Source organism: Aeoliella mucimassa (assembly GCF_007748035.1).
In the GTDB taxonomy this organism is placed as follows: Bacteria; Planctomycetota; Planctomycetia; order Pirellulales; family Lacipirellulaceae; genus Aeoliella; species Aeoliella mucimassa.
Genome location: NZ_CP036278.1, coordinates 5,276,218 through 5,298,981, shown reverse-complemented (window position 1 = coordinate 5,298,981; position 22,764 = coordinate 5,276,218). Strand labels below are relative to the sequence as shown.

Here is a 22,764-nt window from a genome sequence, read left to right as displayed (position 1 = left end):
GCTGTTCCCTGGAAGTCCAGGGAAGCCGAGAAGAATAGCTAACCCAGTCCGCAGAACACGGCTGTTTGATAGGTGATCAGCGCACCCGTGTACGCCAGCACGGTCATGTACCCAAACTGCAGCACGGCCCAACTCCACTTGCCAGTCTCGCGGCGGGTAACCACCTGCGTAGGAAGGCACTGCATGGCCAGCACGTAGAAAACCAACAGGCTCAAGCAGGTGGCCGTCGTGAACACAGGCGAGCCATCGCTGTGCCTCGCCTGTTGCAGCCGCTCGGTAAGCTGCGGCATTTCCTTTTCGTCAAGATCTTCGCCCATGCCGTAGAGCACCGAAAGCGTTCCGACCACCGCTTCGCGGGCAGCGAACGAAGTCATCACCCCGACACTCACTTTCCAGTCGAACCCCAAGGGGGCGAACACCGGCTCGACCGCTTTGCCCAATCGACCGGCGATTGAACGTTCGCTCGCATGTTGTGCTAGCAAGCGTTCTGCGCCGACGGAGTTGCCGGTACTTTCGAGCTGAGTGATCTGCTGTTGCACTTCGGTGGGCAGATCCTCGACGGAAGTCTTGGGATACGTCGATGCGGCCCAGAGCACGACCATGATCACCAGAATGGTGGTGCCAGCGTTTTGGATGAACACCATCGCCCGATCAAAAGTCTGCAGCAAGGCGTTGCGCAGCGAAGGGCGGCGGTAATTGGGTAGTTCGATCACTAGCGGGCGGGTATCGCCTTTGAGGAGCGTCTTCTTGAATACCCAACCCACGGTTAATGCCGCAGTGATGCCCAGGCAGTAAGCCGCGGTGAACAACGTGGCTCCCATAAGCGGTTGATCGTTGAACACCAGAGCGACAACCAATGCGTACACCGGCAGTCGAGCCGAGCAAGTGAGCAGCGGCAACACCAGGATTGTCGCCAAACGGTCGCGGCGGTCCTCAATTACTCGAGTCGCCATGATCGCGGGAATTGCACAAGCATGGGCCGACAGCATCGGTACGAAGGCCTTGCCCGGAAGGCCGACCCGCCGCATTAGGCGGTCCATCACAAACGCTGCTCGCGACAGGTAACCGCTATCCTCGAGCAGTGCCAGCATGAAAAACAGAATGCAGATTTGCGGCAGGAAAACCAGCATGCCTCCGACACCGCCGACAACTCCGTCGACCAGCAGGCTTTGCAAGTCGCCTTCCGGCAGCCAGTGCGAGAGCGTTTCGCCAGCCCAAGCAGTGAGTGCCTCGATCCAGTGCATGGGATAGGTGGCCAGGCTGTAAATCAGCCAGAAGGTAACAAACATCACTGCCGCAAAGGCAAGGAGTCCTACCACTTTGTGGGTGAGCACGCGGTCGATTTTCTCGGTCGTGCGTCCCAAGGTAACGGAAGGATCGCCGGAAGCCCGGCGGGCGATCGACTCGGCCCAGTCGAAGCGTTGCGAAAAAGCGCAACCGCGGCAACTATTGCACTGGCATAGCGTGTCGACTTGGGGGACTTTGGGGGCATCGACCAAGGTGCCCATCCGCTGTTTGAGTTCTTCGAGGCCAGAGCCGGTGCGTGCCGAGACCGGCACCACCTGGCAGCCGAGGTCCTCCGCGAGCTGCGGGGCATCGATTTTCACCCCGTGCTTGGCCGCCAGGTCGGTCATGTTCAAGGCGACCATCACTGGTAGCTTCGATTTGCCGGCCGACTCAATCAGTTGGCTGGCCAGGAACAGGTTGCGTTCCAGGTTGGTGGCGTCGACCACCAGTACCAACGCATCCGGCTTCACCGGACCACGTCCCAGGGCGATTTCGCTGGCGACGCGCTCGTCGAGCGTGGTCGCATCCAGACTGTAGAGCCCAGGCAGGTCGATGATCTCGGCCATTTGCGAGCCGAGGTTCGCCCGGCCGCGGCGGTGCTCCACCGTGGTGCCGGAGAAGTTGGCGGTGTGGGCACGAAGTCCTGTAAGGCGGTTAAATAGTGAGGTTTTGCCCGAATTGGGATTTCCCACCAGCGCAACGGTCAACGGCCTGGCAGCCGACGAGGAAGGCGAGCCAATAATCGGAAGCGAATCGCTGGATTGGGAAGGGCTCGCAGTGCTCACTGGAGATTCGCCCGTTGGGGAAGGCACTCTAATTCTACAAACACGGTTTCCGCCAGACGCGATGAAATACCAACTCGCGTTCCGACTACGAATACGATCAATGGGTCGCCAGCTTGAACCAGCGAAAGTCGTCGTCCCAGGCAAACTCCCAGCGCCTTCAGTCGATCGGCGTCGACTCCATCGGCATCTACGCGCACCACGCGAAACACACCACCAGTTTGGGCGTTCGGTAGCGGAACAGGGGAGGGGGACTCAGGGAGGGACACGATTGCTCGTAAATGAGACGGTATCTCAACAAACCTAATAAAGGATGATACACGCCTGATAGGGGGAATGGCAAGGCATTGAAGTCAGGATTCTCCACAATATCCCCAACCTTCGGATCCGCGCGGGCAGCTTACGCGGAATTGGGCCCTGAATTGATTCGCTTCAAGTCACTAAGCTGTAGGTAACGAAACTGCCCCATCCTCTTCTTGCCCTCTTGGAGAAGTACTGATGCCGTTGACTCTGGATAATCGCGTTGCACTCATCACTGGCAGCACGCGAGGCTTGGGCAAGGTCATGGCCTTAGCGCTGGCTCGTAGTGGAGCCCGGGTGGCGATGAACTTCTATGGCAATCAAGCATTGGCCGAAGAGTCGTTCGCCGACTTGCAAGCGATCGGCGGGGAACATTGCCTGGTGCGAGCCGACGTGACCGACGAGCAGGACGTCGACCGACTCGTTGCCGAAGTGGCCGACAAGATCGGACCGGTCGATATCCTGGTGCCGAACGCCACGTGCGAACAACCATTGATGCCGATCGAGGAGTACGACTGGTCGTTTTTCCAACGGATGGTCGACTTCTTTCAGAAGAGCCCTTTTCTGCTCACCAAGGCCTGCTTGCCGCACATGCGCGAGCAAGGCTGGGGCCGCATTGTGCATATCACCAGCGAGGTTTACCCCGGCTCGTGGGCGAACTTCTGCCCTTACGCTTCGGCCAAGGGAGGCCAAACCGGTCTGGCGCGGAGCAACGCCCGCGAGTTTGCTCCCTATGGAGTCACGGTGAACATCATCGCGCCGGGCTGGATTCCGGTGGAACGCCACGCTGGTGCAACGGACGAAGAGCGAGCCGACTACTTGGCCACCGCTCCGATGGGCAAGTTCGGCGAACCAACCGACATCGCTAACGCGCTGCTTTATCTGGTAAGCGAGGAAGCCCACTTTGTGACCGGGGCCACTTTGGACGTGAACGGCGGCCGCACGATCTACTAGGGAGCAAATACCATGGCGACAACATCCACAGCACCCGAAAGCGACGCGGCCGAGCCTTCCCGCGATTCCGCCCCACACCCTCCGGGACCCTCGGCCTCGCTCTCAGGAAAACTTGGGGTGCGGCTATTGCTGCTTGCTCTCGGGCTGGGCTTCGCCATGGTTACGTGGATCGTCATGTCAGCCCCGATCGACCGGAACGAGCTTGGGCTCATCGGCGACCTGGAGATCTCGGTCGAGAGCGACACGGTGGTCTACGTCGGCCAACGGAAGAAGCCGAGATCGGGCACGGTGACACTTAGTTGGAACGACTTGCTCGGGGTCTCGGGTAAGCAAGCGGTAGCGGTGACAGGCGTCGCGCCGGAGAAACTCGCCGCGGAAGGGGCGGAGATTGTGTGGAGCAAGCCGGGGCAGCAAGACGTGCACCGCGGTGAACAGGATGTGAACTTCCGTTTCGACGAGTACCTGTTTCGCCAGATCGATGGCACCCAGGATCACGTGCTAGCAATCACGTGCGAGTTTCCCGAAGCTACTGGGCAGTGGAAAACGCTCATGATTCCCATCCGCGCCCGCAGCTCCGACGACTCGGTCGGCGACTACTTTCCGCAGTTCGAGAACGAGCGCGCAGGTAGTTTTAGCCGGGGAATGATCCCAAGTCGGCACGATCACGCGAAGTTTGTGCTCAAGCTAGACGTTCGCCGCGGAACCTGGCCGACCGAGGTCGAGATGCCCAACGCCAAGCTCTGGCGTCCCCACGAATAATCCGCCCGTTAGCTTTTTGCCAGCGCCGCCTGGTATTAGGCAGCGACTCGGTGAGCTTGGTCGAGTAACTCGTCGACCGCTTCGAGCAACAGTTCTTGCGAGGTCTGCGACGAGCGGCACAAGGCCTCGACGCGACCAGCGTACAGGCAGAGGTCGCCAAAACCATAGCTGCCTGCTGAACTCTTTAATTGGTGGGCCGCTCGGCAGAGCGACTCTCGATCGTTGGCCGAGACGAGCTGCTCGATTACCGACAACCGAAGTGGTAATTCGCTGACAAACAAGTCGACGAGTTTGCCGAGCTCTGAACGCCGTAGTGTAGCTGGTACCGACTGTGGAGACATTGCAAGAATCCTCCTCGCTTGCATCAACGCTTAAGGGTTTAAGGGTGGTGCAGCAGGGGCACAGCAAGCGAGTCTGTGTGTGTGTGTTGATTGCCCCCGCGACTTCGATCCGTCTCGCCAGAGAGTAGATCATTCGTGCGAGCCAGGGAAGTTCAATCAAGTCTTAGAATTTCCCTGCCTTTGAGTTAACTATGTGGTACCTAGATCCAAAGGTCGGGATTTTGATCGCCCTAGCGATGAAGTCATTGAGGTCAACGATCCGGTTGCAATGGTTGTGACGGGGAACAGGCCTCGGACCTGTAGTGCTTCTAATGCTTGCTACGCGAACAGATGGTCGGGGAGTCTTTTGTGCTCGACACTGGCCATGCTGTCGGCAGGTGCTTCAGTTCACCGGTCGTCGCCAATCGTTACAACCCGACCACGGCAGCTGCATAACCTGCAGGGTTGTTACAGCCGGCGAGCCAGAGCGGGCAAAATGAGAAAACTATGACGCTTGCCCAAACGTGGCAGGTAAGGTTGTCGATAACGCTGGTGGACTGAGTGGTATCGTGCCACGTCAGGCCGAGAGTTACGACGACCCAGGTCGGCACCATCAGCAATGCGGTGCGTCCAATTCGTCGCTCGTGCCATGACGATAGCAACTGCCACCAGTTTCGTAATTGAAGAGTGTTTCCCTCTCCCCCTGTATGTTTTGAGGAGCGTTACAAATGAAGAGTCGTGCCGTTTTGGCGTCGCTGTTTCTAGGCGCCGCCCTCGTGCTCTCCAGCGCCCAAAACGCCGACGCCTGCTTTGGGCTGTTCGGTGGCTGTTGTGGCGGCTGCGAGCCGAGCTGTTGTGTTGAACCTACTTGTGGTTGTGAGCCTAGCTGCTGTGCAGTTGAGCCCACTTGTGGTTGCGAAATGGATTGCTGCGATCCCTGCTGTGCACCCCGTTGCGGTCTGCTCAGCAAGCTGAAGGGTATGTTCCACCGTAATCGTTGCTGCGAACCGGTATGCTGCGAGCCCACTTGCTGCGCTTCTGAGCCCACTTGCTGTGCTCCAGAGCCAAGCTGCTGTGCCGCTGAGCCTACCTGCTGCGCACCGGAGCCCACCTGCTGCGATCCATGTGCTCCTCGCTGCCGCATCCTCGGCAAGCTTAAGGGTCTCTTGCACCGTCACAGCTGCTGTGACTGCTGCGAGCCGACCTGCGGTTGCGAACCCAGCTGTGGCGTTGCCCCCAGCTGCGGCTGCAACTAAGTGAAGCAAAACCAGCTAACTGTAAGTTGCTAGCTGGCAAAGAGAATAAAAAAACCACCGTCGGCCCATACCAAGGTCCGGCGGTGGTTTTTTGTTTTAGTAGCGGTTTGCGACGAAAGGCTTAGGTTTCGTCGGTGGTCGCTTCTTCTTTGGCTTTCTCTTCTTGGTACCGCTGGAGGGTGCTCTCCATGATCCGCTTCAGCTGAGCCGAATTGGCTTGGCCAGCACTGCCAGCGGCCTCGACGGCCTTCTCTTGGAACTCGATGGCCTTGTCCCAGTCGCCTTGAGCGGCATGCATCGTGGCCAGCAGATTGCTCAGGGCCAACGCGTCTTGACCAGCTTCCAGGCGATCGGCCAGCAAACCAGTGAGCGTGGTGAACAGTTCGGCATCGATGTCCTTATTGCGGGCGATGCTCGAAGCCATGATGCCCAGGTCGCGGGTTTCCATGTCGGCACCCTTATCCTTCAGCATGGCAACCACTTCCGCAGGGGCATTGGTGCACTTCGAGATCATTTCGATGCGGCTGAGCATTTCGATCTGACCAGGTACCGATTCAGCGGCTCCCGGAGGAAGATCCATGCCTTTGAGTTCGGCCAGCAACTCATCGAACTTAGCGTAGTCACCAGTTTGAGCGGCTTGCGAAGCAGCTTGAGTGATCGCTTCGATCTTCTCGCCGGCTGCTTGTTCTGCTTCACGATCCCATTGATCGGTGACAACCAGTTCCAGAGTCTTGTCCATGGCCATGGGGTGACCAAACCATTCGATGTGGCCATCTTTACCAACGATGAACGCACAAGGAATACCGCGTTGACCGGCAGCCAGGAAGTAGTCTTTCTTCACCGAGCTATCGGGGTCAGTCGTCAGGCAGTAAGCACTGGTCAGCTCACCATAGGTTTGCACCTGAGCTTCGGGTTCGGCCGAGCGAACTTCGCGTTCCAGGAAGGTGGTAACCGTGTCGAGTGGTTCGTCGCTGACGCTGATGATGGTCACGCCTTTGTCGGCGTACTTCTCTTGAGTCTCCACCAAGTGAGGCATGCTAGCAACGCAAGGACCGCACCAAGTGGCCCAGAACTCAACAATGTAAACATTGCCAGGTTCAAATTCGTTGATCGGTTCGAACTTGCCATTGCCGGTGCTAATCCAATGCTCGATATCAATCGGAGGAGCTACCGAGCCAACGGTCATCTTTTCAGGTTCTTGAGTGGTTTCTTCGGCGGCTTCTTGACCGAAGGCGGCGGATTGCATCAGGGCAACCGCAACGAGCAGCGTTAGGAAGGTGGGTGTACGCATAGCGTAAGTGTTCCGTAGAGGGGGAAAGGGGGGAGGGAATACTGAAAAATCTTGAGGTGAATCTTAACATTGGTACTTAGCAAAGGTCAAACTTCTCCGAGGAAAGAAATCTTGCGGCGGTATGGTGCTTCACAAAGTCGATAAGGACGTTCTGGCGGGCAGGTGGTGGTCGGCGACCGCGGCAATCTGCAACCGGACAAAGTGCCAGTCCATAAATGGCTCATGGTGGCTCTAACCCCTTTGTTTCCAAGTGTTTGCGCCCCGATTCGCCTTGAGGAGATGCCTGCCAGCGATTAGATTGGTTTTTAACTACTCAGCTACCGGAGGTGCCCGACTGGCACGTGATTGCATGGCAGAAACACAGCAGAACTCGCAGCAGAATGACGCCAGTACTTTTACCCTGCGTTCGGTGGTCACTGGGCCGATCCGCGAAATGAGCCTGCTGCGGCAATCGCTGCTTTTTGCTGAATTGTCCTACATTTCGTACATGCCTCGGGGCGAAGCCGGCGTGTTTGCCAACGAGATGGGGCTGGACGATGTGCGGTACTACGACCGCGACGGGGCCCAGGCCTACGTTTTTGGAAATCAACACGATGCGGTGGTGGTTTGCCGCGGCACCGAGCCCAATGAGTGGAACGATATTCAAGCCGACCTCGATGCGATAGCCGCCGTGGCCGAGACCGTAGGGCACGTCCATCGGGGATTCAAACGCGAGGTCGACGACCTTTGGCCCCGTCTGGAACAGGCCTTGTTGAGTAATGAGCGACCCTTGTGGTTTGCCGGACATTCGCTCGGCGGAGCCATGGCAGCCATCTGCGCGGGGCGGTGCAAGCTATCGCACATTCCTTCGAATCCCGAAGGGCTGTTCACGTATGGCTCGCCGCGAGTAGGGGATCGCCGGTACGTGAACTACGTTCGGATGAATTACTACCGCTGGGTTAATAACAACGACATTGTGCCCCGGGTGCCGCCGCGTTGGATGGGGTATCGCCATGCGGGGCAAGAAATGTACCTCGACAGCGTCGGGCGGATCCGCAATCTGCAGGGGTGGTGGCGATTCCGCGACCGGGTGCGAGGTTTTGTAAAAGGCCTCACGCGGCTGCGAATCGATCATTTCTCCGACCATAACCTAGTGGGCTACATCGAAGGCATTTGGCGCGGCATCGAGCAGGAAGAGCCGGTTAGCGATCGCGAGAACTTGGCTGAGATGAAGCAGCAGCGACGCCGCAGTTCGGTTCCCCATCCTCACTTCGTCGATCACAAGCAGGCCAAGGACCGCGTGGTCGAAGCCCCGAAACAGCGATAGTCGACCGTTAGCCGCGAACTGCGAGCAGGTGACCAAGGGCCTGCTACACTCGCATGGCGCGATCGCTTATCTTAAAGTTTTATTACTTATCTCCCCTCGCTGGTTGCCATGTCTGCTTCAGCCGTTAACTACACTCGCGTTGCCCGCTTGCGAACAGCGGACGATTTTACCGCCCATCTGAAGTCTCTCGGTATCGAGATGCCGTTTGAAGCCGAGTTGGAGTCGGGCGACACGTCGCCGATGGCCCAGCCGTACGAGCTGGGGGGGCGGAAAATTGGTAATCGCTACTGCATCCTTCCGATGGAAGGATGGGATGGCGAAGTCAACGGAATGCCAACCGAACTCACTCGTCGTCGGTGGGGCAACTTTGGTTTGAGCGGAGCCAAGCTCATCTGGGGCGGCGAAGCGGTGGCCGTTACACACGCTGGCCGGGCGAACCCCAACCAGGTGTGGCTCAACGACGAGACCGCCGAAGCCATCCACGGACTGCGAACTTTTCTGGTCGAGCAACACGAAGAGCATTGCGGCTCGGCCGACGACCTGCTGGTAGGACTACAGCTCACCCACTCCGGGCGTTTCGCCCGCCCGAACGATAAGCGTAAGCTCGAGCCGATGGTGCTCTATCGCCATCCGGTGCTCGACGAGAAGTTTGGCGTCGCCGACTCGCTGCATGTGATGACCGACGAAGAGATCGAAACGCTTATCGAGCAATTCGTGCAAGCCGGTATTGCCGCAGCCGACATGGGATTCCACTTTGTCGACCTCAAGCACTGCCACGGGTACCTGGGGCACGAGTTCCTCAGCGCATTCGACCGTCCCGGCCCGTTCGGTGGTAGCTTAGAGAATCGCACTCGATTCCTCCGCGAAATCGTGGCTCGGCTGCGTCAGGCTCGTCCCGAACTGCTGATCGGGGTGCGACTGAGCGCGACGGATTGGCCACCCTTCAAGCCGGGCGAAGATGGTCGTGGGGTTCCGATGCTCGAGGCCAACGGCAAATACGCCCACGCCTTCGGCGGCGATGGCACCGGGCTCGATGTCGATTTGACGGAACCGATTGCCTTCCTGAAGTTGCTGGAAGAGCTCGACATTCCGCTGGTCTGCATCTCGGTCGGCAGCCCTTATTACAATCCCCACTACCAGCGGCCGGCGATCTTTCCCCCGTCCGATGGATACTCCCCCCCGGAAGATCCACTGGTCGGGGTTGCGCGTCAAATTGCCATTACCGCAAAGCTCAAGCAAGCTTGCCCCAACCTGGCCGTGGTGGGATCGGCTTACACCTACCTGCAGCAGTGGTTGCCCAACGTCGCTCAGGCAGTGGTCCGCCAAGGCCAGGCCGACTTCGTCGGCTTGGGGCGTATGGTGCTGTCGTATCCCGAAATGCCTGCCGACGTGCTTGCTGGCCGACCGTTGGCCAACAAAAAAATCTGCCGCACGTTCAGCGACTGCACCACCGCCCCTCGCAACGGACTGGTAAGCGGCTGCTATCCGCTCGATCCCTACTACAAGAACATGCCGCAGCATTCTCAGTTGGTAGAGATCAAGAACGAGATGAAGAAGTCGTAGAGCGGCGAGTTGCTTATAACTCGACCACCCCAAAGCGGAAGGCGAGTCGCACCAGGTCGACCGACTTCCGCACGTTCAGCTTCTTCATCAGGTTGCTCTTGTGGCTATCGATCGTGCTCTCGGCCAGACCGAGTGTCGATGCGACTTCGGCTACCGACTGCCCAACTGCAATCAATCGCCAGACCTGACGCTCGCGACGCGTTAGCTTGGGAGGAATCGTCACCTGACTGTCGCTATTCGAATCGACGCGCCAGGTGCGACCGTCGGTTAGCACACTGAGCAGTTCGCTCGTTTGATTCACGATCGGCAAATGCGCAAGCGAAGCGGGCAGCATCGACTCTTCGCTCGGCCCAGCAATCAAGACCACCTGAATCTGATGTTTGGCGATTTGCTTGGCAAACAGCTCCATGTCGAGCGAGAATAGGCAGTTCGCGTCCAATACCAGGAACTCGACGCTGCAGGCAACCATCTTCGACACAAGCTGTTCCGGCGATCGGAGTTGGCTGACCACTTGGGCGTGGGCTACCAGTTCCACCAAGCAGCCGTACGCGTCTAAATCTATCGCATGGGGCATGCACAGCCCCACTCTTAACTTCCTGTCTGTCATATGAACGCGATTCGTTGGTTCGAGGCCAGCGGGGGCATTCAGTCTTAATACGGCAGGCATATCAGTTCCACCAAACGTGGTGGCCCCCTTGTTGTGAAGTATGTAGGAAAAGTAAGTAATCTTCTAGGTGTTACGCCTTAGTGGGCAAGCGATCAGGTTGCACACGAAGATCCTTACAAATTCTCGGCAAGCGATCAAACTAGCGTGTTTGACCCAAGCAATTCGTGGGTCCCAGCTTGTAATTGGAAAGAACCCGTAGTTTTTCAGTAGTTAAAACCCAGCTCCGGGCAAGATGGTGCAACTCGGGAGTGACAGACTGTTGTCACTGTAAGTTCACTCCAATATCTCGAAATCAGACGCTGGGCTCTTCTTTGTCATCTCCTCCAGGCTTGTTAACATGCCAGAAGAGGGGTTGCTCCCCAGTCGGAATGGCCCCTTCCCATTTCTCTACATGGATGGGATCGTAAATCGGTGGTTCTCCTATTCCCGAACTGTGGATTACCTCATGAAATTGCAATCGGCCGACGAATTAACCCTCAAAAAGTGCCTACCCTGCGAAGGTGGCGTCGATCCCTGTACCCTAGGGGAAGCGGAAGCCCAGCTCGGGGAGCTCTCCGGCTGGTACCTGACGCACGATGGCCAGCGAATCCGCAAAGATTGGTGCGTGAAGAGCTTCATGGCCGGCATGCAGTTTTTTAACCGCTGTGCTGAACTCGCGGAGGAGGATGGGCATCACCCCGACCTGCACCTCGAGGGCTATCGCAACCTGTCGGTGGAATTGTGGACCCACGCTATCGGGGGGCTTTCGGAAAACGACTTCATTCTGGCCGCCAAGATCGACCAGATTCCTATTAAACTAGATAAGTGATCAACATGACTGCAATCAACGAACCGTTTAAGGCCATTATGGTCGAACGTGTGAACGACGACGTAACCCAACAAATTAAAACGCTCACGCTCGACGACTTGCCCACTGGGGAAGTGGTGATTGAGGTGCAGTACTCGTCGATGAACTACAAAGACGCCTTGGCCTATAACGGGCATCCCGGCGTCGCCCGTACGCTGCCGCACGTGCCTGGCATCGATTGCGCCGGCAAAGTGGTTGAGTCGAGCGACGATCGCTACGCAGTCGGCGATATTGTTCTAGTCACCGGCTACAGCCTGGGAGCCGAGGCCTGGGGCGGCTGGTCGCAGTTGGTGCGGGTACCAGCTGATTGGGTCGTGCCGATGCCCGAGTCGCTCGATCCCCGTCGGGCCATGGCCATCGGAACCGCGGGGTTCACCGCCGCGCAGTCGGTCGCTCAAATCGTATATCGCGACATCACGCCCGACGACGGCCCGGTGGTCGTAACCGGTGCAACTGGTGGGGTTGGCATCTGGAGCGTTGCGATTCTGGCCAAACTCGGTTACCAGGTAACCGCAGTTACGGGAAAGTCGGAGCAAGCAGCGCTGCTCAAAGAACTCGGTGCTGCCGAGATCGTTGGCCGGGACGCGGTGAACGATACGAGCGATCGCCCGCTGCTCAAATCGCAATGGGCGGCCGCCGTGGATACGGTCGGGGGTACTCCTTTGACCACCATCCTCCGCTCCACCAAGCATCGCGGATGCGTGACCGCCTGCGGGCTGGTTGCCGGAGCCGACCTTCCGCTCACCGTGCATCCCTTCATTCTCCGCGGAGTTACTTTGGCTGGTATCGACTCGGCCAAATGCCCCCGCCCGATGCGGATGGAGATGTGGGACAAACTGTCGGGCGACTGGCAACTCGATCTCCCCGAGACCTTGCTTACTGAAATCGGTCTCAGCGAAGTCGACGACCGAGTCCAACAAATTATGTCGGGCAAAGTACTGGGACGCACATTGGTGGTGCCAGGCCGCAGCTAATGGAGACGGCATCGTGAGACTGTTCGACGAAGCAGGGCGATCGGTGTCGTCGCCGAGTGCTGCGGACGTGCGTAGCGTGATCGAAGGGATCGACTCTGAGATCAACACCTACGCCATCCTCGAAAAACAGCCGAATCATTACATGCAGACCATGCAGTTCGAAGATGGTTTTGAGCTGGAATATCAAGTCGACGATACCGACCATCACTTTCGTGCGCCGCAGCGGATGGCGCGCGACGAGGTGATGCGTGCGATGACGCAGTACGCAGAACAAGACGACCGCTGGCTCAAAGAGATCGAGTGGGAACCGCTCAATCTCGAAGTAGCCGAGTCGAAGTCGGGTTGCCTGGGGCTGTTATTGGTCGGTGCATCGCTCGGGGCGTCTGCGTTCGGGGCGTTTTGCCTTTAGTTCGCTTTCGTCAGCCAGCGATCATCCGCGGGCTCGAACACAGTATCGTCCGCTGGAAGGTTTTCGATGCGGAACTCGGCCAGAAACTCCGCCTTGGTCATTGGTCGCCGAGGGCCAAGGCCGCACCACTCGCCGAGCAGTCCGAGCACACGCTCCGGCGGCACTCCCTGCTCGCGATAGTGCGACACTCGCGTATCGCCATGGCGTTTTGCCAGTCGCCGGCCGTCGGAGCCTCGCACCAGAGGCAGATGCCAATACTGCGGGGCAAACTGCAAGTCGAGCCGATCCGCCAGCCATTGCTGGCGCGGCGTCGAGCTCAGCAGGTCGTTCCCACGCACGATGCGATCGATCTGCTGACGATGGTCGTCGACCACTACCGCCAGCTGGTAACTAGGTAGCCCAGTTTTGGTCCAGATCTGAAAGTCCCCTACCGTTTGGTGCAGGTTGACTTCGTACTGCCCCGCAAAGTGATCGGTAAACGACAGCAGACGGTCGTCGACTTCGAGTCGCCAGCCTCGCTCGAACATTTGCTCGGCTGGCGGTACTTCGCTGTCCCGGCAGGTGCCCGGATAGCGGAGTTCGTGTTCGTCCGCATGAGGAGCCGATCGACTGGCAGCTTCGATTTCGCTCCGCGTACAGTCGCACGCAAAAGCGGCCCGCTTGTCAGCCAGTTGCTGCAAGGCTTGTTGGTACACAGCAAGATCGTGCGACTGGTAAAGCGGCCCGTGATCCCAGTCGATGCCGAGCCAGGCCATCAGGTCGATCGCCTCTTCGGCCGCTCCTTGCTTGACCCGAGGACCATCGAGATCCTCGATGCGGAGCAGGATTTCCCAACCTTGCTGCCGAGCCATCGCCCAGTTCACGAGAAAGGTCCGCGCGTTCCCCAAGTGCAATGCACCGGTAGGGGAAGGAGCCAGTCGTGTGCGGTGCGTCATGCGCGCTAAGTGGAACAGGTTACTCGTTGGTGACTTCGGACAATTCGCTCGAGGGAGCAACACGTGGCTTCAGCCAGATCTCCAGATCGGTAAGCCATTGGTTTTGGAAGGTGTCTAAAGTCTTCATGCCGAACCCGTGACCACCCTTCTCGTACATGTGCAGTTCGGCAGGCACTTTATGCTCGAGCAATGCCTGGAAATAGCGAATCGAGTTCTCCGGCAACACTCCCCGGTCGTCGGACGCATGAGCCAGAAACGTTGGTGGAGTGCGATCGTTCACCTGCTTGTAAGTGGTGAACTTTTCCGACAGCTCATCGCTCGGCGAATCGCCGAGCAGTTTGCGGCGAGAGCCACTGTGGGTTACTCCCGCTTCCATTGAAATAACCGGATAAATCAGCATCGAGAAATCGGGTCGACTCGACAGGCGTTCGACCTCGTTTTCCGCTTCGGGGTTGCCTTCGTCCCACAATGTCGAAACGCTCGAAGCCAGGTGACCACCCGCGGAGAAACCAATCACTCCGATGCGATTCGGGTTGAGTCCCCACTCTTTCGCGTTTGCCCGAATCAGCCGCATCGCTTGCTTGGCATCGTCGAGCGGGGCAGGGGTCTGATTCTGTCCGCCGCCGCAGCGATACTTCAGAATGAACGAGGCGATGCCTCGCTCGGCAAGCCAGTCGGCCACGTCGTAGCCTTCGTGATCGATGGCCAGCACGCCGTAGCCACCGCCGGGCAGGATGAGCACCGAGGCGCCAGAGAAGTGGTTCTCAGGGATCTTTGGAATCATGCTGGGAGCGTAATGCACTACTAGGCGGTTGGGGCTCGGCTCAGTAACTGCGGGGCCTTCGCCCTGATTCGCAGGATGCCCCTCGGGCCAGAGCGGCATCTCCGATTGAGCCAAAGCCAAGTTGCTCGCCACGATTGCCATGATCAACGCGCCTGTACGTAGCATCGTATGTTCTCCTCGACAGATAGATTCAGCCCAGATGAATTCGTCTCAGTAACGTCTAGTTCGATTCGCTGATGTGCGCTGTGGACTAAGTGCGCCATACACCGACCACGGCCGGCGGGTAAGGACGCACGTCCCAACCGGAGTCGTGCCGTGTTTGTTTGACCGGACCAGGCAGCAAATCAAAATCGAACCGCTCGTCCGATTCTACCACAATCGTACTGCCGGATGGTGACTGTTCGATAACCGTGGTAATCAATTCCAGCATCACCTCCTGGCGATCAACAAAAAAGGCGTACGGCGGACTGATAAACACCAACCAGGGGACAGCAAACGGATCGGCCGGCAACTGCTTGCCGAGCACCTCGGCGTTCCGCACGATCCGGCCCGCTGCCAAATCCCGCTTCGCCCACACGAACGCACTGGCTTCGAGCAGTACGCATTGATCCTTTAAGCCAAGGTGAGCAATGTTTTCGTGGGTCACCCGGGCGGTGGGGATATGGCGTTCGATGAACAGTGCCGATTGAGCGCCACGGCTGATGGCTTCGAACCCCAGAGCGCCGGTTCCTGCGAACAGGTCGAGCGCCAGCCGGACTTCGGCTTCCATGCTCACTAGGTTGAAGATCGCCTCGCGAACGCGGTGCTTCATCGGTCGAGTCACGGGGTCGCCATGATAGGTCAGCTTGCTTCCCCGGAGTCGTCCTCCCACGATCCGCAGCTCGGTTTCGTTGTTGCCGGGGTCGGCAGACTTATGTTTCGATTTACTCATAGCGTGGTTGGGCAAAGGAGGCGAGGCAGCCGGCAAGCCGTAAGGCAGCGGGCAAAATACGGCAGGCACCGCCCCCGGAGTGGGGACCGCGGCTACAATCTGGTATGATTCACGACAGTCGGCTGCCACACAAGTTGGCAGATTCCTTAGCCTATCGAGTCGATCCCTTGGAGGGAACCATGAAGATAAACAAGGTTGCAAATTGGGCGGTGGTGCTGTTGGCACTGAGTTTTGGAAATACGACCTGGGCGCAGGACGAAGCGGCCCCCGCGGCCCCCGACAAGCAAACAGCCCAGGCCGCCTACGACAAGGCCGAAGGGGAATACCAAGAGGTGCTGAAGGAGATTGTCGCGCTTCGCAGCCAATTTGAAGACTCCGACGACGCTCGCCGCAAGGAAATCAACACCGAGTTGCAGCCGCTAATCGCCAAGGCCCGCGAGAAGGTCGCCAATTGGACGATGGCCGCTTTGGACCTCTATAAAGCAGCCCCCAACGAGAACGAAGATGTCTCGAACCTGCTGGTTGGCATGTCGCAGCACTTGGTGGTTGGCAGCCCCGCCCCGGGAGGTACCGGAGGCAACTTCGTGGGTGGCGACCAGTTCGAGGAAGCCTTGCCGATCATCAAAGCCCTGATCGAGGGGGGGCACCCGGAAAAAAGCCTTTATCTCTGGGGTGGAGTAGCGGCCGTCTGTGTCGGTGAGATCGATACCGCTGAGAAGTACCTGAACCAAGCCAAAGAGTCGGGTGCGATGGGCGAGCAAAACGAATTCACCATGCAAGCGATGAGCTACCTGCAAAACATTGAAACCTTCCGGAAAGAGTGGGAAGCCGAGCAGAAGATTCGCGAAGCCGAAGCCAAGGCCGACAATCTGCCCCGCGTGAAGTTCACCACGACTAAGGGCGAAATCGTCATCGAGCTGTTCGAAGACCAGGCCCCGATTGCTACCGCGAATATGATTACGCTCGTGAAAGATGGCTTTTACAAGGACGTGGTTTTCCATCGGGTGCTTCCGCACTTCATGGCCCAGGGTGGCGATCCCACCGGCACCGGTAGCGGCGGCCCGGGATACTCGATTCCCTGCGAGTGCTACGAGCCTGACGCCCGCAAGCACTTCCGCGGCACGATCAGCATGGCCCACGCCGGTCGTGATACTGGCGGCTCGCAGTTCTTTCTCTGCTTTGTGCCGACGAACTTCCTGAACGGCCGCCACACGGCGTTCGGCCGCGTGGTCGAAGGTATCGAGGTGCTAGGCAAGCTGCAGCGGATCGATCCCTCGGCCTCGGGACCTTTCCCCACGCCCGACAAGATTCTGAAGGCCGAAGTCATCCGTGATCGCGGCCACGCCTACGACTTCGATAAGCTGCCTGAAAGGTAACCACTGGCCATGTCCGATTTATCGAGGCGCTGGCTCACCGTGGCTGCCGGCATCGGAGCGTTGGCCGTGGTGCTGGGGGCCTTCGGCGCGCATGGTGTGCCGAGCTACCTGGAGCAACAAGGCTTTTCGGCCGATGCGGTGGCCAAGAGGTTGGCCGATTTTCAGACCGCCGCTCGGTACCACATGTTCGGCGCGCTGTTTCTGATGGGTGTTTCCATCGCGTACGGTCAGCTCACCAGCACCGCCCGAGTGGTGGCTTGCTGGACAATGATAGCTGGTTTAGTGCTGTTTTGCGGAGCGGTCTACGCAGTAGCCCTGGTGCCCGACGAACTCCGCGGCACCTTCGGCGCTATCGCTCCCTTCGGCGGTACGCTGATGATAGCCGGCTGGGTAGCGTTGGGCGTCGCCGCTCGGCCTCGCTGAGTGCCAATCGAGCGATAACCCTCCACGCTCCATGTTGAAGCGCATAAAAAAGCCCGCGTGAAACTCACGCGGGCTTTCTTTGTTTTGTTAGCAACTAAGTGCTATCGCTTGCGATAAGCGAGCAGTGCAAGCAGGCCGCCTGCAACTAGCAAGCAGCTGGCGGGCTCTGGCACTTGCTGAGGAAGCACGCTCACGGTGAACAGGTAAGGGCCTGCTGCGGTGTGCGAACCGTCAAACACGCCGGCTGCGCCGAACGTGGAACCGAGAGGAGCCGCTTGGCCGTCCGGATACCCGGTGACCGCGATGTAGAACGAGTCGGCAGTGGAGGATAGGTAGGTGAAGTTCGAGCCAAGAGCTTGTCCGCCATCGTCGTCGAGCAGCAGCAGCTCACCAGCCGAGTCGAACAGCCCCACCACGGTGTTGGGGGAATCGCCAGGAGGAACGGAGCCAACACCATAGGTGTTCACGCCCAAGAAGTCACCAACTTCCAAGTCGATGGAGAAAACATCGACGTCGCCAGCGGTGAGGTTTACCACGCCAGCATCGGCCGTGGCACCAGCCAGATCAATCACATCGGCAGTGGCCAGTGTGTTGTTGGATTCGGTTTCGATAATCGCCGCTTGTGCAGCAGTCGCTCCAAATACCAACAGCATGCTGGCGAGCGACAGGATTGTTGTGCGTGTCATTAGCCTGAACCTTACGGATGAGAAATCTCAGTGTGTGGAGGCGCATGCCTCCCCCCTCTGTATTGCTAGGTTAACGGGTATTGCGAGCCTGGGTCAATCTTTCAAACGAAAAATGGGGCGTTTTTCACAGATTCTTCATCTAGCCCCTAGGTCGCCTAATTGGGTGATATTACAGAGCGGAGATCGCCTCTCGGCGGTAAAAAGTGCCTTTTTATAGTGCTAAAAATGAGTAGCCCCGGGTGAATCCTTCCCCCCGGGGCTACACACAGGTACTGCAAGCTCTCGTGGTGAGAGCCGTGGTTTAAATGGCTTGCAGCGTTTCCAGTTCGGCTGCCAGTCGCTTACGGGCGACGTGCAGTCGACGCTTAATCGTGCCTACTGGCGCGCCGGTCGCTTCGCTCATTTCGAGCAGCGACTCGCCTCGCAAGTAGAACGCGGTCAGCGTATCGCGGTCCATGGTGCCGAGCCGTCGCAGGCCAACGTGCACCTGCTCGGCTTGCTCCACCCGTACCGCTGCATCCAGCGGAGTCGAGTTTTCGCTATATGTGGCCGCCAAGGTTTGCGGTTCTGCCGAAACAACGGGCGGGCGCCGGACCTGACGGTTAATTGCCATCCGCACGGTGATCGATCGCAACCAACCACCAAAGGCGGCTGGCTCCTGCAGCTGGTGCAAGCGATCGAGTGCCTTGACGAACACCTCCTGGCACAGTTCCTGTGCCTCGGCGTAGTCGCCCAGACGCTTCATTCCGATGCTCATCACCATGCCCTGGTAGCGCTCAACCAGCTCACCCTGCGCGGCACGGTCGCCATCCAAGGCAGCAGCAATCAACTGCTCCAAGGTCGCTTCGCTCAAGTTCAATAATTCGATAGCGGTCATCGTTCTCTTCCTCAGAAAGTTGCCGAACCCGTGTTCGACAAAATAGGTAAGCATTACAGAGCGGCGGGGGACGGAACGAAGGCCTAGGCATAACGATGCCATGGGCGAACGGTCCGCTGGGGCCGGCTGCGACGGGCTTTTCTGATTTTCCGCTTCGAGATCTAGGCAGATCTCTCTGGCGATCAGCCGGCTAATATTCTGCCGGAGCCCACCGGTTGGCCGACGCCTGGTAGCTGTTTCGAGCTACCCAGACTTGGTTGCCAACACTTCGAATGAAATGAGTGTCGACAACTCTCGGCCGCGCGGGCGGCACCTACGGGATAGGTGCATACCGCTACTACCGGTACTACTGCGCGCAATAGATGGGCAACGAGGCGTTCAAGTCCACGCATCATCGTCGACGAAGCCACGATAGTGCGGTCCTGGCGATCGTTGATCGTGTCCAGAATCATCGTGTTGTCGTTGATAATAGTGAGCATTTCTGCCTCGCTGCGCTTTTGGGCGCGCTTGGGGGAGAACAATGGATTGAAAAACGGGAGCCGGAACCTACGTCCGGGAGGTCCAAAGCACCGGCGGCTGCTAACCGCCCATCTTTGGCCACACCTCAAACATCCCACGCCAGGCACGGTGGGTCAAGACAATTCCGGCACTTTGCCGCATCCGTCCGATCCTGCCTGCCCGCTTGGTATCGGCAAAATCGGCCCCTCGCAGGTGCAAAAATCGCGGATACGGGGGTTGGACACTTGGATTCGCCGCCGGGTTCACGGTCGCCGGCAGGTTTTTGGAAAATTCCTTTCGAGCTTCTTGGTCTCTGAATAGGGGATATTTGGGTTAAAAAAGGAGTGCTGGGCTAGTTTTCGGACTTTCATGCTGGGCGGCTGCTAGCAGTCCCATCACTTCTTACCGCCATTCGTCATGGCAATTGCTGCAGGCCTTTTCCATGTTGCCGATTGCCTCGCGGGCGGCGGCGAAGTTCTCCAGCTCGATCGCCTGCGTCAAAGCAACCGCGGCGTCGCGAAGCTGGGTGGAGTGCCCACGGTAGCTCTCGTCGTCGTAGTAATCGAAACCAGGCTGCATGATCACCTCGGCCATGAGTGCCATTAGCTGGGCTTCGTGGGCTAAGTCCTCGGCGTTGGCCGACAGCGCTCGACCGTCGGACGCATTTGGCGAGATTCCCTCGGCCAGGCAGGCCTCCATCCGCCGCATCAATGGCGAGCGATCCGCAATGCGATCCCAACCAACGTCGGGCTGGGCATCGTCCACCGTGGGGCGTCCGCCGCGGATCAGGTCCGCGAGGTCCTGCACGCGAAGCTCCGACTCGCGAAAACTCTGGTCGGTGCCGACTTTGCAGTTGGCCCCAGCCCGCCCGTACAGCTGGGCGAGCGCGGTCGCTGAGTCTTTCCAGCGTACCGAGTCGTCGTAGTCGCCAGCCACGGCAAACAGAGTCGCCAGCCAGGTAAAGCGGTTGCGGCATTCGCGATAGCCACCCCCTTTAAACGTCGCCGGAGTGGCCACCAGCGGCTGCAGCGGAGTGAGCTGACGTTTGATTTCCGACTCAATCACGTCGGCCGTTACGAGCTTCGACCATGCGAAGCCTTGGCTCGCGTCAGCGGTCTCCGAACCTGCCAGCGGGGCGGCGCTATTCGCTTGTTTCGCGGCCGCGGCGACCTCTCCGTAGTTCGGACGCGAGCCAACGAGTTGCTCGCGGGCGTCGTCGAAGAACACCTCGCGAACATCGCGGGGCCACTCGGCAGGCGGTTTCGCGCGGGGGGCGGCGGCTTCGTCGGCCGTGGCAACTCCGCACCAAATCGCGGCCATCGGCAGCAAACTTAAGAGGGTTCGATTCATCCGATTCTCTCCTGAAAGCTCTCGTCGAACAGCCGAGTGGCCGCACCTGCACTATTGTAGCGTGCGAGTGGCCGAATTTGCCGTTTTTGCTGCCATCTAGTGAGCCTGAAACGCGTGTGATAGCCTATGGACTGCCTGTTACTGCTAATTTTCGGCGACCCAGCATGGTTGCCGAAGACTTGAACGTTCGCGGGTGCCGGTTGGTGCCCCAAGCGACTTGATTGAGGAATAATCGCATGGCTTCGCAAGCAATTCTCGACGCCGTACAAGCGGCCGCGGCCGATGGAAAAATCACCGAGACCGCCGCTACCCATATTCGCGAATGGCTCACCGAGCCGAAGTATGCCGACTACGCCGACCAGGTGGCCGAGCACGTGACCTCGGAAAAATGGCAAGCCTTGGACGACGCCTTCTGGACCATCATTCCCTTCGGCACCGGTGGTCGCCGGGGTCGGATGTACCCGATTGGTTCCAATGCGATTAACGATCGCACGATCGGCGAAAGTGCCCAGGGTCTGGCCAATTACGTGAAGGCCACGCTTGGCGAGGGAGCCGAGTTGTCGTGCGCGATTGCCCGCGACACGCGTCACCGCTCCGAGGACTTCGCCCGCTTGTGTGCCGAAATCATGGTGGCCGCTGGCTTCAAGGTCTATTTCCTCAGCAGCTATCGCAGCACGCCCGAGTTGTCGTACGCGGTGCGCTACAAGAACTGCTCGTGCGGCATCATGGTCACCGCGAGTCACAACCCGCCGAGCGACAACGCAGTGAAGGTCTACTGGTCGAGCGGTGCTCAGGTGCTGCCGCCCCACGACAAAGGCATCATCGATCGCGTGATGACCACCGACAAGATCGAGCGGGCCGACTTCGATAAGGCCGAAGCCGAAGGCAAAATCGTGCGTTGCGAAGAGGAAGTCGACAAGGCGTTCATCGAAGCGGTGGTGCAGCAAGGCACCGCAGGGCCGCGTGAGCTGAAGGTGCTGTACTCTCCGCTGCATGGTGTCGGTACCACCTGCGTGGTTCCTGCGCTTGAGAAGGATGGCTTCACCGACGTCGAAGTGTTCGCGCTGCACGCCGAACCGAGTGGCGATTTTCCCAACGTGCCAGGGCATGTTTCGAACCCCGAGAATCCCGAAGTATTCGACGCCATTATCGGCCATGCCATGAACATCGGCGCCGACGTTTGCCTGGCGACCGATCCCGACTGCGACCGCATCGGCCTGGCCGCTCCGCTGACGCTCGAATCCGGTAGCGACTGGCGCACCCTTACTGGCAACCAGATTGGCGCGTTGCTGTCGTATTATGTTTGCGAGACTCGCAATCCGACTTCGCAGAACTTTCAGGTCACCACGCTGGTGACCACCAAGCTGATCGAACGTATCGGCATCAGCTATGGCATTCACACCTACAGCGATCTGTTGGTCGGCTTCAAGTGGATTGCCCAGGCGATCGACGCCCACGGCCCGCAGAACTTCCTTTACGGTACCGAAGAGTCGCATGGCTACATGGCCGGCACCCACGTTCGCGACAAAGACGGCGCCGTAGCTGCGATGCTCGCTTGCGAACTGGCGGCCAAGCTCAAGGCCGAAGGCAAGACGCTGCACGAGAAGCTCGACGACCTGTTCTGGCAACAAGGGTTGCACGCGGAGCGGACCGTATCGGTCATGATGCCTGGTAGCGACGGCATGGATCGCATGAAGGCCGTGATGGCCCAGTTCCGTACCAACCCACCGGAAGCACTGGCCGGTATCAAGGTCGCTCAGCGTCGCGACTATTTGCAGAACGTGACTACCAAGAGCGACGGAACCACCGAGCCGCTCCCAGAGCCGACTGGCGACCTGGTGATTCTTGATCTGGCCGAAGAAGGTAACTACGTTGCTTGCCGCCCCAGCGGCACTGAGCCGAAGATCAAGTTCTACATGTTCGCCTTCATCGCTCCAGAAAAGCTGCACGATCTCGACGTCGCCAAGGCCGAACTTGACGCCCAGCTCGACAGCATGGAAGCGGGACTCCGCGAGTTCGCTGGCGTCTAACAGCACTGCTTCGGGAGCTGCTATCCCTCGCACCAAATTGATTCGCAGCGCCATCGTTATGACTGCATAACGGTGGCGTTTTGCGTTTGACGCGTCGAAGGTGATTTGTCTGTAAGTCATTGTTTTATAAGTGTTTAGGTCGTTCTCCAGGCAGCTCGA

Annotated in this window: 22 protein-coding genes; 10 read left to right on the top strand and 12 right to left on the bottom strand. The window is 58.8% G+C overall.

The window, feature by feature from the left end; translation table 11 throughout:
• Positions 1 to 38 precede the first annotated feature (38 nt).
• Both feoB and Pan181_RS20740 read right to left on the bottom strand, forming a co-directional pair.
• On the bottom strand, positions 39 to 1,979 hold the full coding sequence (gene feoB, locus Pan181_RS20745; protein WP_197528560.1) for a ferrous iron transport protein B: 1,941 nt from the start codon (positions 1,977 to 1,979) through the stop codon (positions 39 to 41).
• Positions 1,980 to 2,068: 89 nt separating this feature from the next.
• Complete coding sequence (locus tag Pan181_RS20740; protein WP_197528559.1) at positions 2,069 to 2,338, bottom strand: FeoA family protein; 270 nt, start codon at positions 2,336 to 2,338, stop codon at positions 2,069 to 2,071.
• A 229-nt stretch (positions 2,339 to 2,567) separates the two neighbouring features.
• On the opposite strand from Pan181_RS20740, the gene Pan181_RS20735 reads away from it, so the two are divergent.
• Both Pan181_RS20735 and Pan181_RS20730 read left to right on the top strand, forming a co-directional pair.
• Positions 2,568 to 3,323 (top strand): SDR family NAD(P)-dependent oxidoreductase, encoded by a 756-nt coding sequence (locus Pan181_RS20735; RefSeq protein ID WP_145249682.1) that lies wholly within the window; start codon positions 2,568 to 2,570, stop codon positions 3,321 to 3,323.
• A 12-nt stretch (positions 3,324 to 3,335) separates the two neighbouring features.
• Positions 3,336 to 4,082 (top strand): hypothetical protein, encoded by a 747-nt coding sequence (locus tag Pan181_RS20730; protein WP_145249680.1) that lies wholly within the window; start codon positions 3,336 to 3,338, stop codon positions 4,080 to 4,082.
• 35 nt (positions 4,083 to 4,117) lie between these two features.
• Here Pan181_RS20730 and Pan181_RS20725 read toward each other — a convergent pair whose 3' ends face one another.
• Entirely contained in the window at positions 4,118 to 4,423 is a 306-nt protein-coding gene (locus tag Pan181_RS20725) for an Hpt domain-containing protein (protein ID WP_197528558.1), read from the bottom strand.
• Between the two features lie 1,356 nt (positions 4,424 to 5,779).
• A complete protein-coding gene (locus Pan181_RS20715; RefSeq protein ID WP_145249674.1) occupies positions 5,780 to 6,949 on the bottom strand; it encodes a redoxin domain-containing protein in 1,170 nt (389 codons plus the stop codon).
• Positions 6,950 to 7,298: 349 nt separating this feature from the next.
• On the opposite strand from Pan181_RS20715, the gene Pan181_RS20710 reads away from it, so the two are divergent.
• Complete coding sequence (locus Pan181_RS20710; protein ID WP_145249673.1) at positions 7,299 to 8,255, top strand: lipase family protein; 957 nt, start codon at positions 7,299 to 7,301, stop codon at positions 8,253 to 8,255.
• A 108-nt stretch (positions 8,256 to 8,363) separates the two neighbouring features.
• Positions 8,364 to 9,818 (top strand): oxidoreductase, encoded by a 1,455-nt coding sequence (locus Pan181_RS20705; RefSeq protein WP_145249671.1) that lies wholly within the window; start codon positions 8,364 to 8,366, stop codon positions 9,816 to 9,818.
• Between the two features lie 13 nt (positions 9,819 to 9,831).
• Here Pan181_RS20705 and Pan181_RS20700 read toward each other — a convergent pair whose 3' ends face one another.
• On the bottom strand, positions 9,832 to 10,392 hold the full coding sequence (locus tag Pan181_RS20700; protein WP_197528557.1) for a helix-turn-helix transcriptional regulator: 561 nt from the start codon (positions 10,390 to 10,392) through the stop codon (positions 9,832 to 9,834).
• 538 nt (positions 10,393 to 10,930) lie between these two features.
• Between Pan181_RS20700 and Pan181_RS20695 the strand changes: the two genes are divergently transcribed.
• From Pan181_RS20695 to Pan181_RS20685, 3 genes are read left to right on the top strand one after another with little or no spacing between them, the layout of a single operon-like run.
• Positions 10,931 to 11,293: a 4a-hydroxytetrahydrobiopterin dehydratase gene (locus tag Pan181_RS20695; RefSeq protein WP_145249667.1), complete on the top strand. Its 363-nt coding sequence runs from the start codon at positions 10,931 to 10,933 to the stop codon at positions 11,291 to 11,293.
• Between the two features lie 5 nt (positions 11,294 to 11,298).
• The gene (locus Pan181_RS20690; protein WP_145249665.1) at positions 11,299 to 12,306 is read left to right on the top strand and encodes a YhdH/YhfP family quinone oxidoreductase; all 1,008 of its coding nucleotides are present in this window, start codon (positions 11,299 to 11,301) and stop codon (positions 12,304 to 12,306) included.
• A 13-nt stretch (positions 12,307 to 12,319) separates the two neighbouring features.
• Complete coding sequence (locus Pan181_RS20685; protein ID WP_145249663.1) at positions 12,320 to 12,715, top strand: hypothetical protein; 396 nt, start codon at positions 12,320 to 12,322, stop codon at positions 12,713 to 12,715.
• Here the strand turns inward: Pan181_RS20685 and gluQRS are convergent.
• From gluQRS to Pan181_RS20670, 3 genes are all read right to left on the bottom strand, one after another.
• Positions 12,712 to 13,650 carry a tRNA glutamyl-Q(34) synthetase GluQRS gene (gene gluQRS / locus Pan181_RS20680; protein WP_145249661.1) on the bottom strand — a complete coding sequence of 313 codons (939 nt, stop codon included), beginning with the start codon at positions 13,648 to 13,650 and terminating at the stop codon, positions 12,712 to 12,714. The two genes, Pan181_RS20685 and gluQRS, sit on opposite strands and share 4 nt — an antisense overlap.
• A 19-nt stretch (positions 13,651 to 13,669) precedes the next feature.
• Positions 13,670 to 14,599 (bottom strand): alpha/beta hydrolase, encoded by a 930-nt coding sequence (locus Pan181_RS20675; RefSeq protein WP_145249659.1) that lies wholly within the window; start codon positions 14,597 to 14,599, stop codon positions 13,670 to 13,672.
• Positions 14,600 to 14,684: 85 nt separating this feature from the next.
• A complete protein-coding gene (locus Pan181_RS20670) occupies positions 14,685 to 15,365 on the bottom strand; it encodes an RsmD family RNA methyltransferase (protein ID WP_145249657.1) in 681 nt (226 codons plus the stop codon).
• Between the two features lie 179 nt (positions 15,366 to 15,544).
• On the opposite strand from Pan181_RS20670, the gene Pan181_RS26285 reads away from it, so the two are divergent.
• The gene (locus Pan181_RS26285) at positions 15,545 to 16,741 is read left to right on the top strand and encodes a peptidylprolyl isomerase (RefSeq protein WP_197528556.1); all 1,197 of its coding nucleotides are present in this window, start codon (positions 15,545 to 15,547) and stop codon (positions 16,739 to 16,741) included.
• Positions 16,742 to 16,750: 9 nt separating this feature from the next.
• Positions 16,751 to 17,164: a DUF423 domain-containing protein gene (locus Pan181_RS20660; protein WP_145249656.1), complete on the top strand. Its 414-nt coding sequence runs from the start codon at positions 16,751 to 16,753 to the stop codon at positions 17,162 to 17,164.
• A 101-nt stretch (positions 17,165 to 17,265) separates the two neighbouring features.
• Here the strand turns inward: Pan181_RS20660 and Pan181_RS20655 are convergent, their stop codons facing one another.
• The 4 genes from Pan181_RS20655 to Pan181_RS20640 form a co-directional block, all read right to left on the bottom strand.
• The gene (locus tag Pan181_RS20655) at positions 17,266 to 17,850 is read right to left on the bottom strand and encodes a hypothetical protein (RefSeq protein WP_145249654.1); all 585 of its coding nucleotides are present in this window, start codon (positions 17,848 to 17,850) and stop codon (positions 17,266 to 17,268) included.
• Between the two features lie 301 nt (positions 17,851 to 18,151).
• Positions 18,152 to 18,727, bottom strand: a complete 576-nt coding sequence (locus Pan181_RS20650; RefSeq protein WP_145249652.1) for an RNA polymerase sigma factor — start codon at positions 18,725 to 18,727, stop codon at positions 18,152 to 18,154.
• 182 nt (positions 18,728 to 18,909) lie between these two features.
• The gene (locus Pan181_RS20645; RefSeq protein WP_145249650.1) at positions 18,910 to 19,206 is read right to left on the bottom strand and encodes an RING finger protein; all 297 of its coding nucleotides are present in this window, start codon (positions 19,204 to 19,206) and stop codon (positions 18,910 to 18,912) included.
• A gap of 421 nt (positions 19,207 to 19,627) precedes the next feature.
• Positions 19,628 to 20,575: a cytochrome c gene (locus tag Pan181_RS20640; protein ID WP_145249649.1), complete on the bottom strand. Its 948-nt coding sequence runs from the start codon at positions 20,573 to 20,575 to the stop codon at positions 19,628 to 19,630.
• Between the two features lie 236 nt (positions 20,576 to 20,811).
• Here Pan181_RS20640 and Pan181_RS20635 point away from each other — a divergent pair, with 236 nt between their 5' ends.
• Complete coding sequence (locus Pan181_RS20635) at positions 20,812 to 22,605, top strand: phospho-sugar mutase (RefSeq protein ID WP_145249647.1); 1,794 nt, start codon at positions 20,812 to 20,814, stop codon at positions 22,603 to 22,605.
• Positions 22,606 to 22,764: the final 159 nt, after the last annotated feature.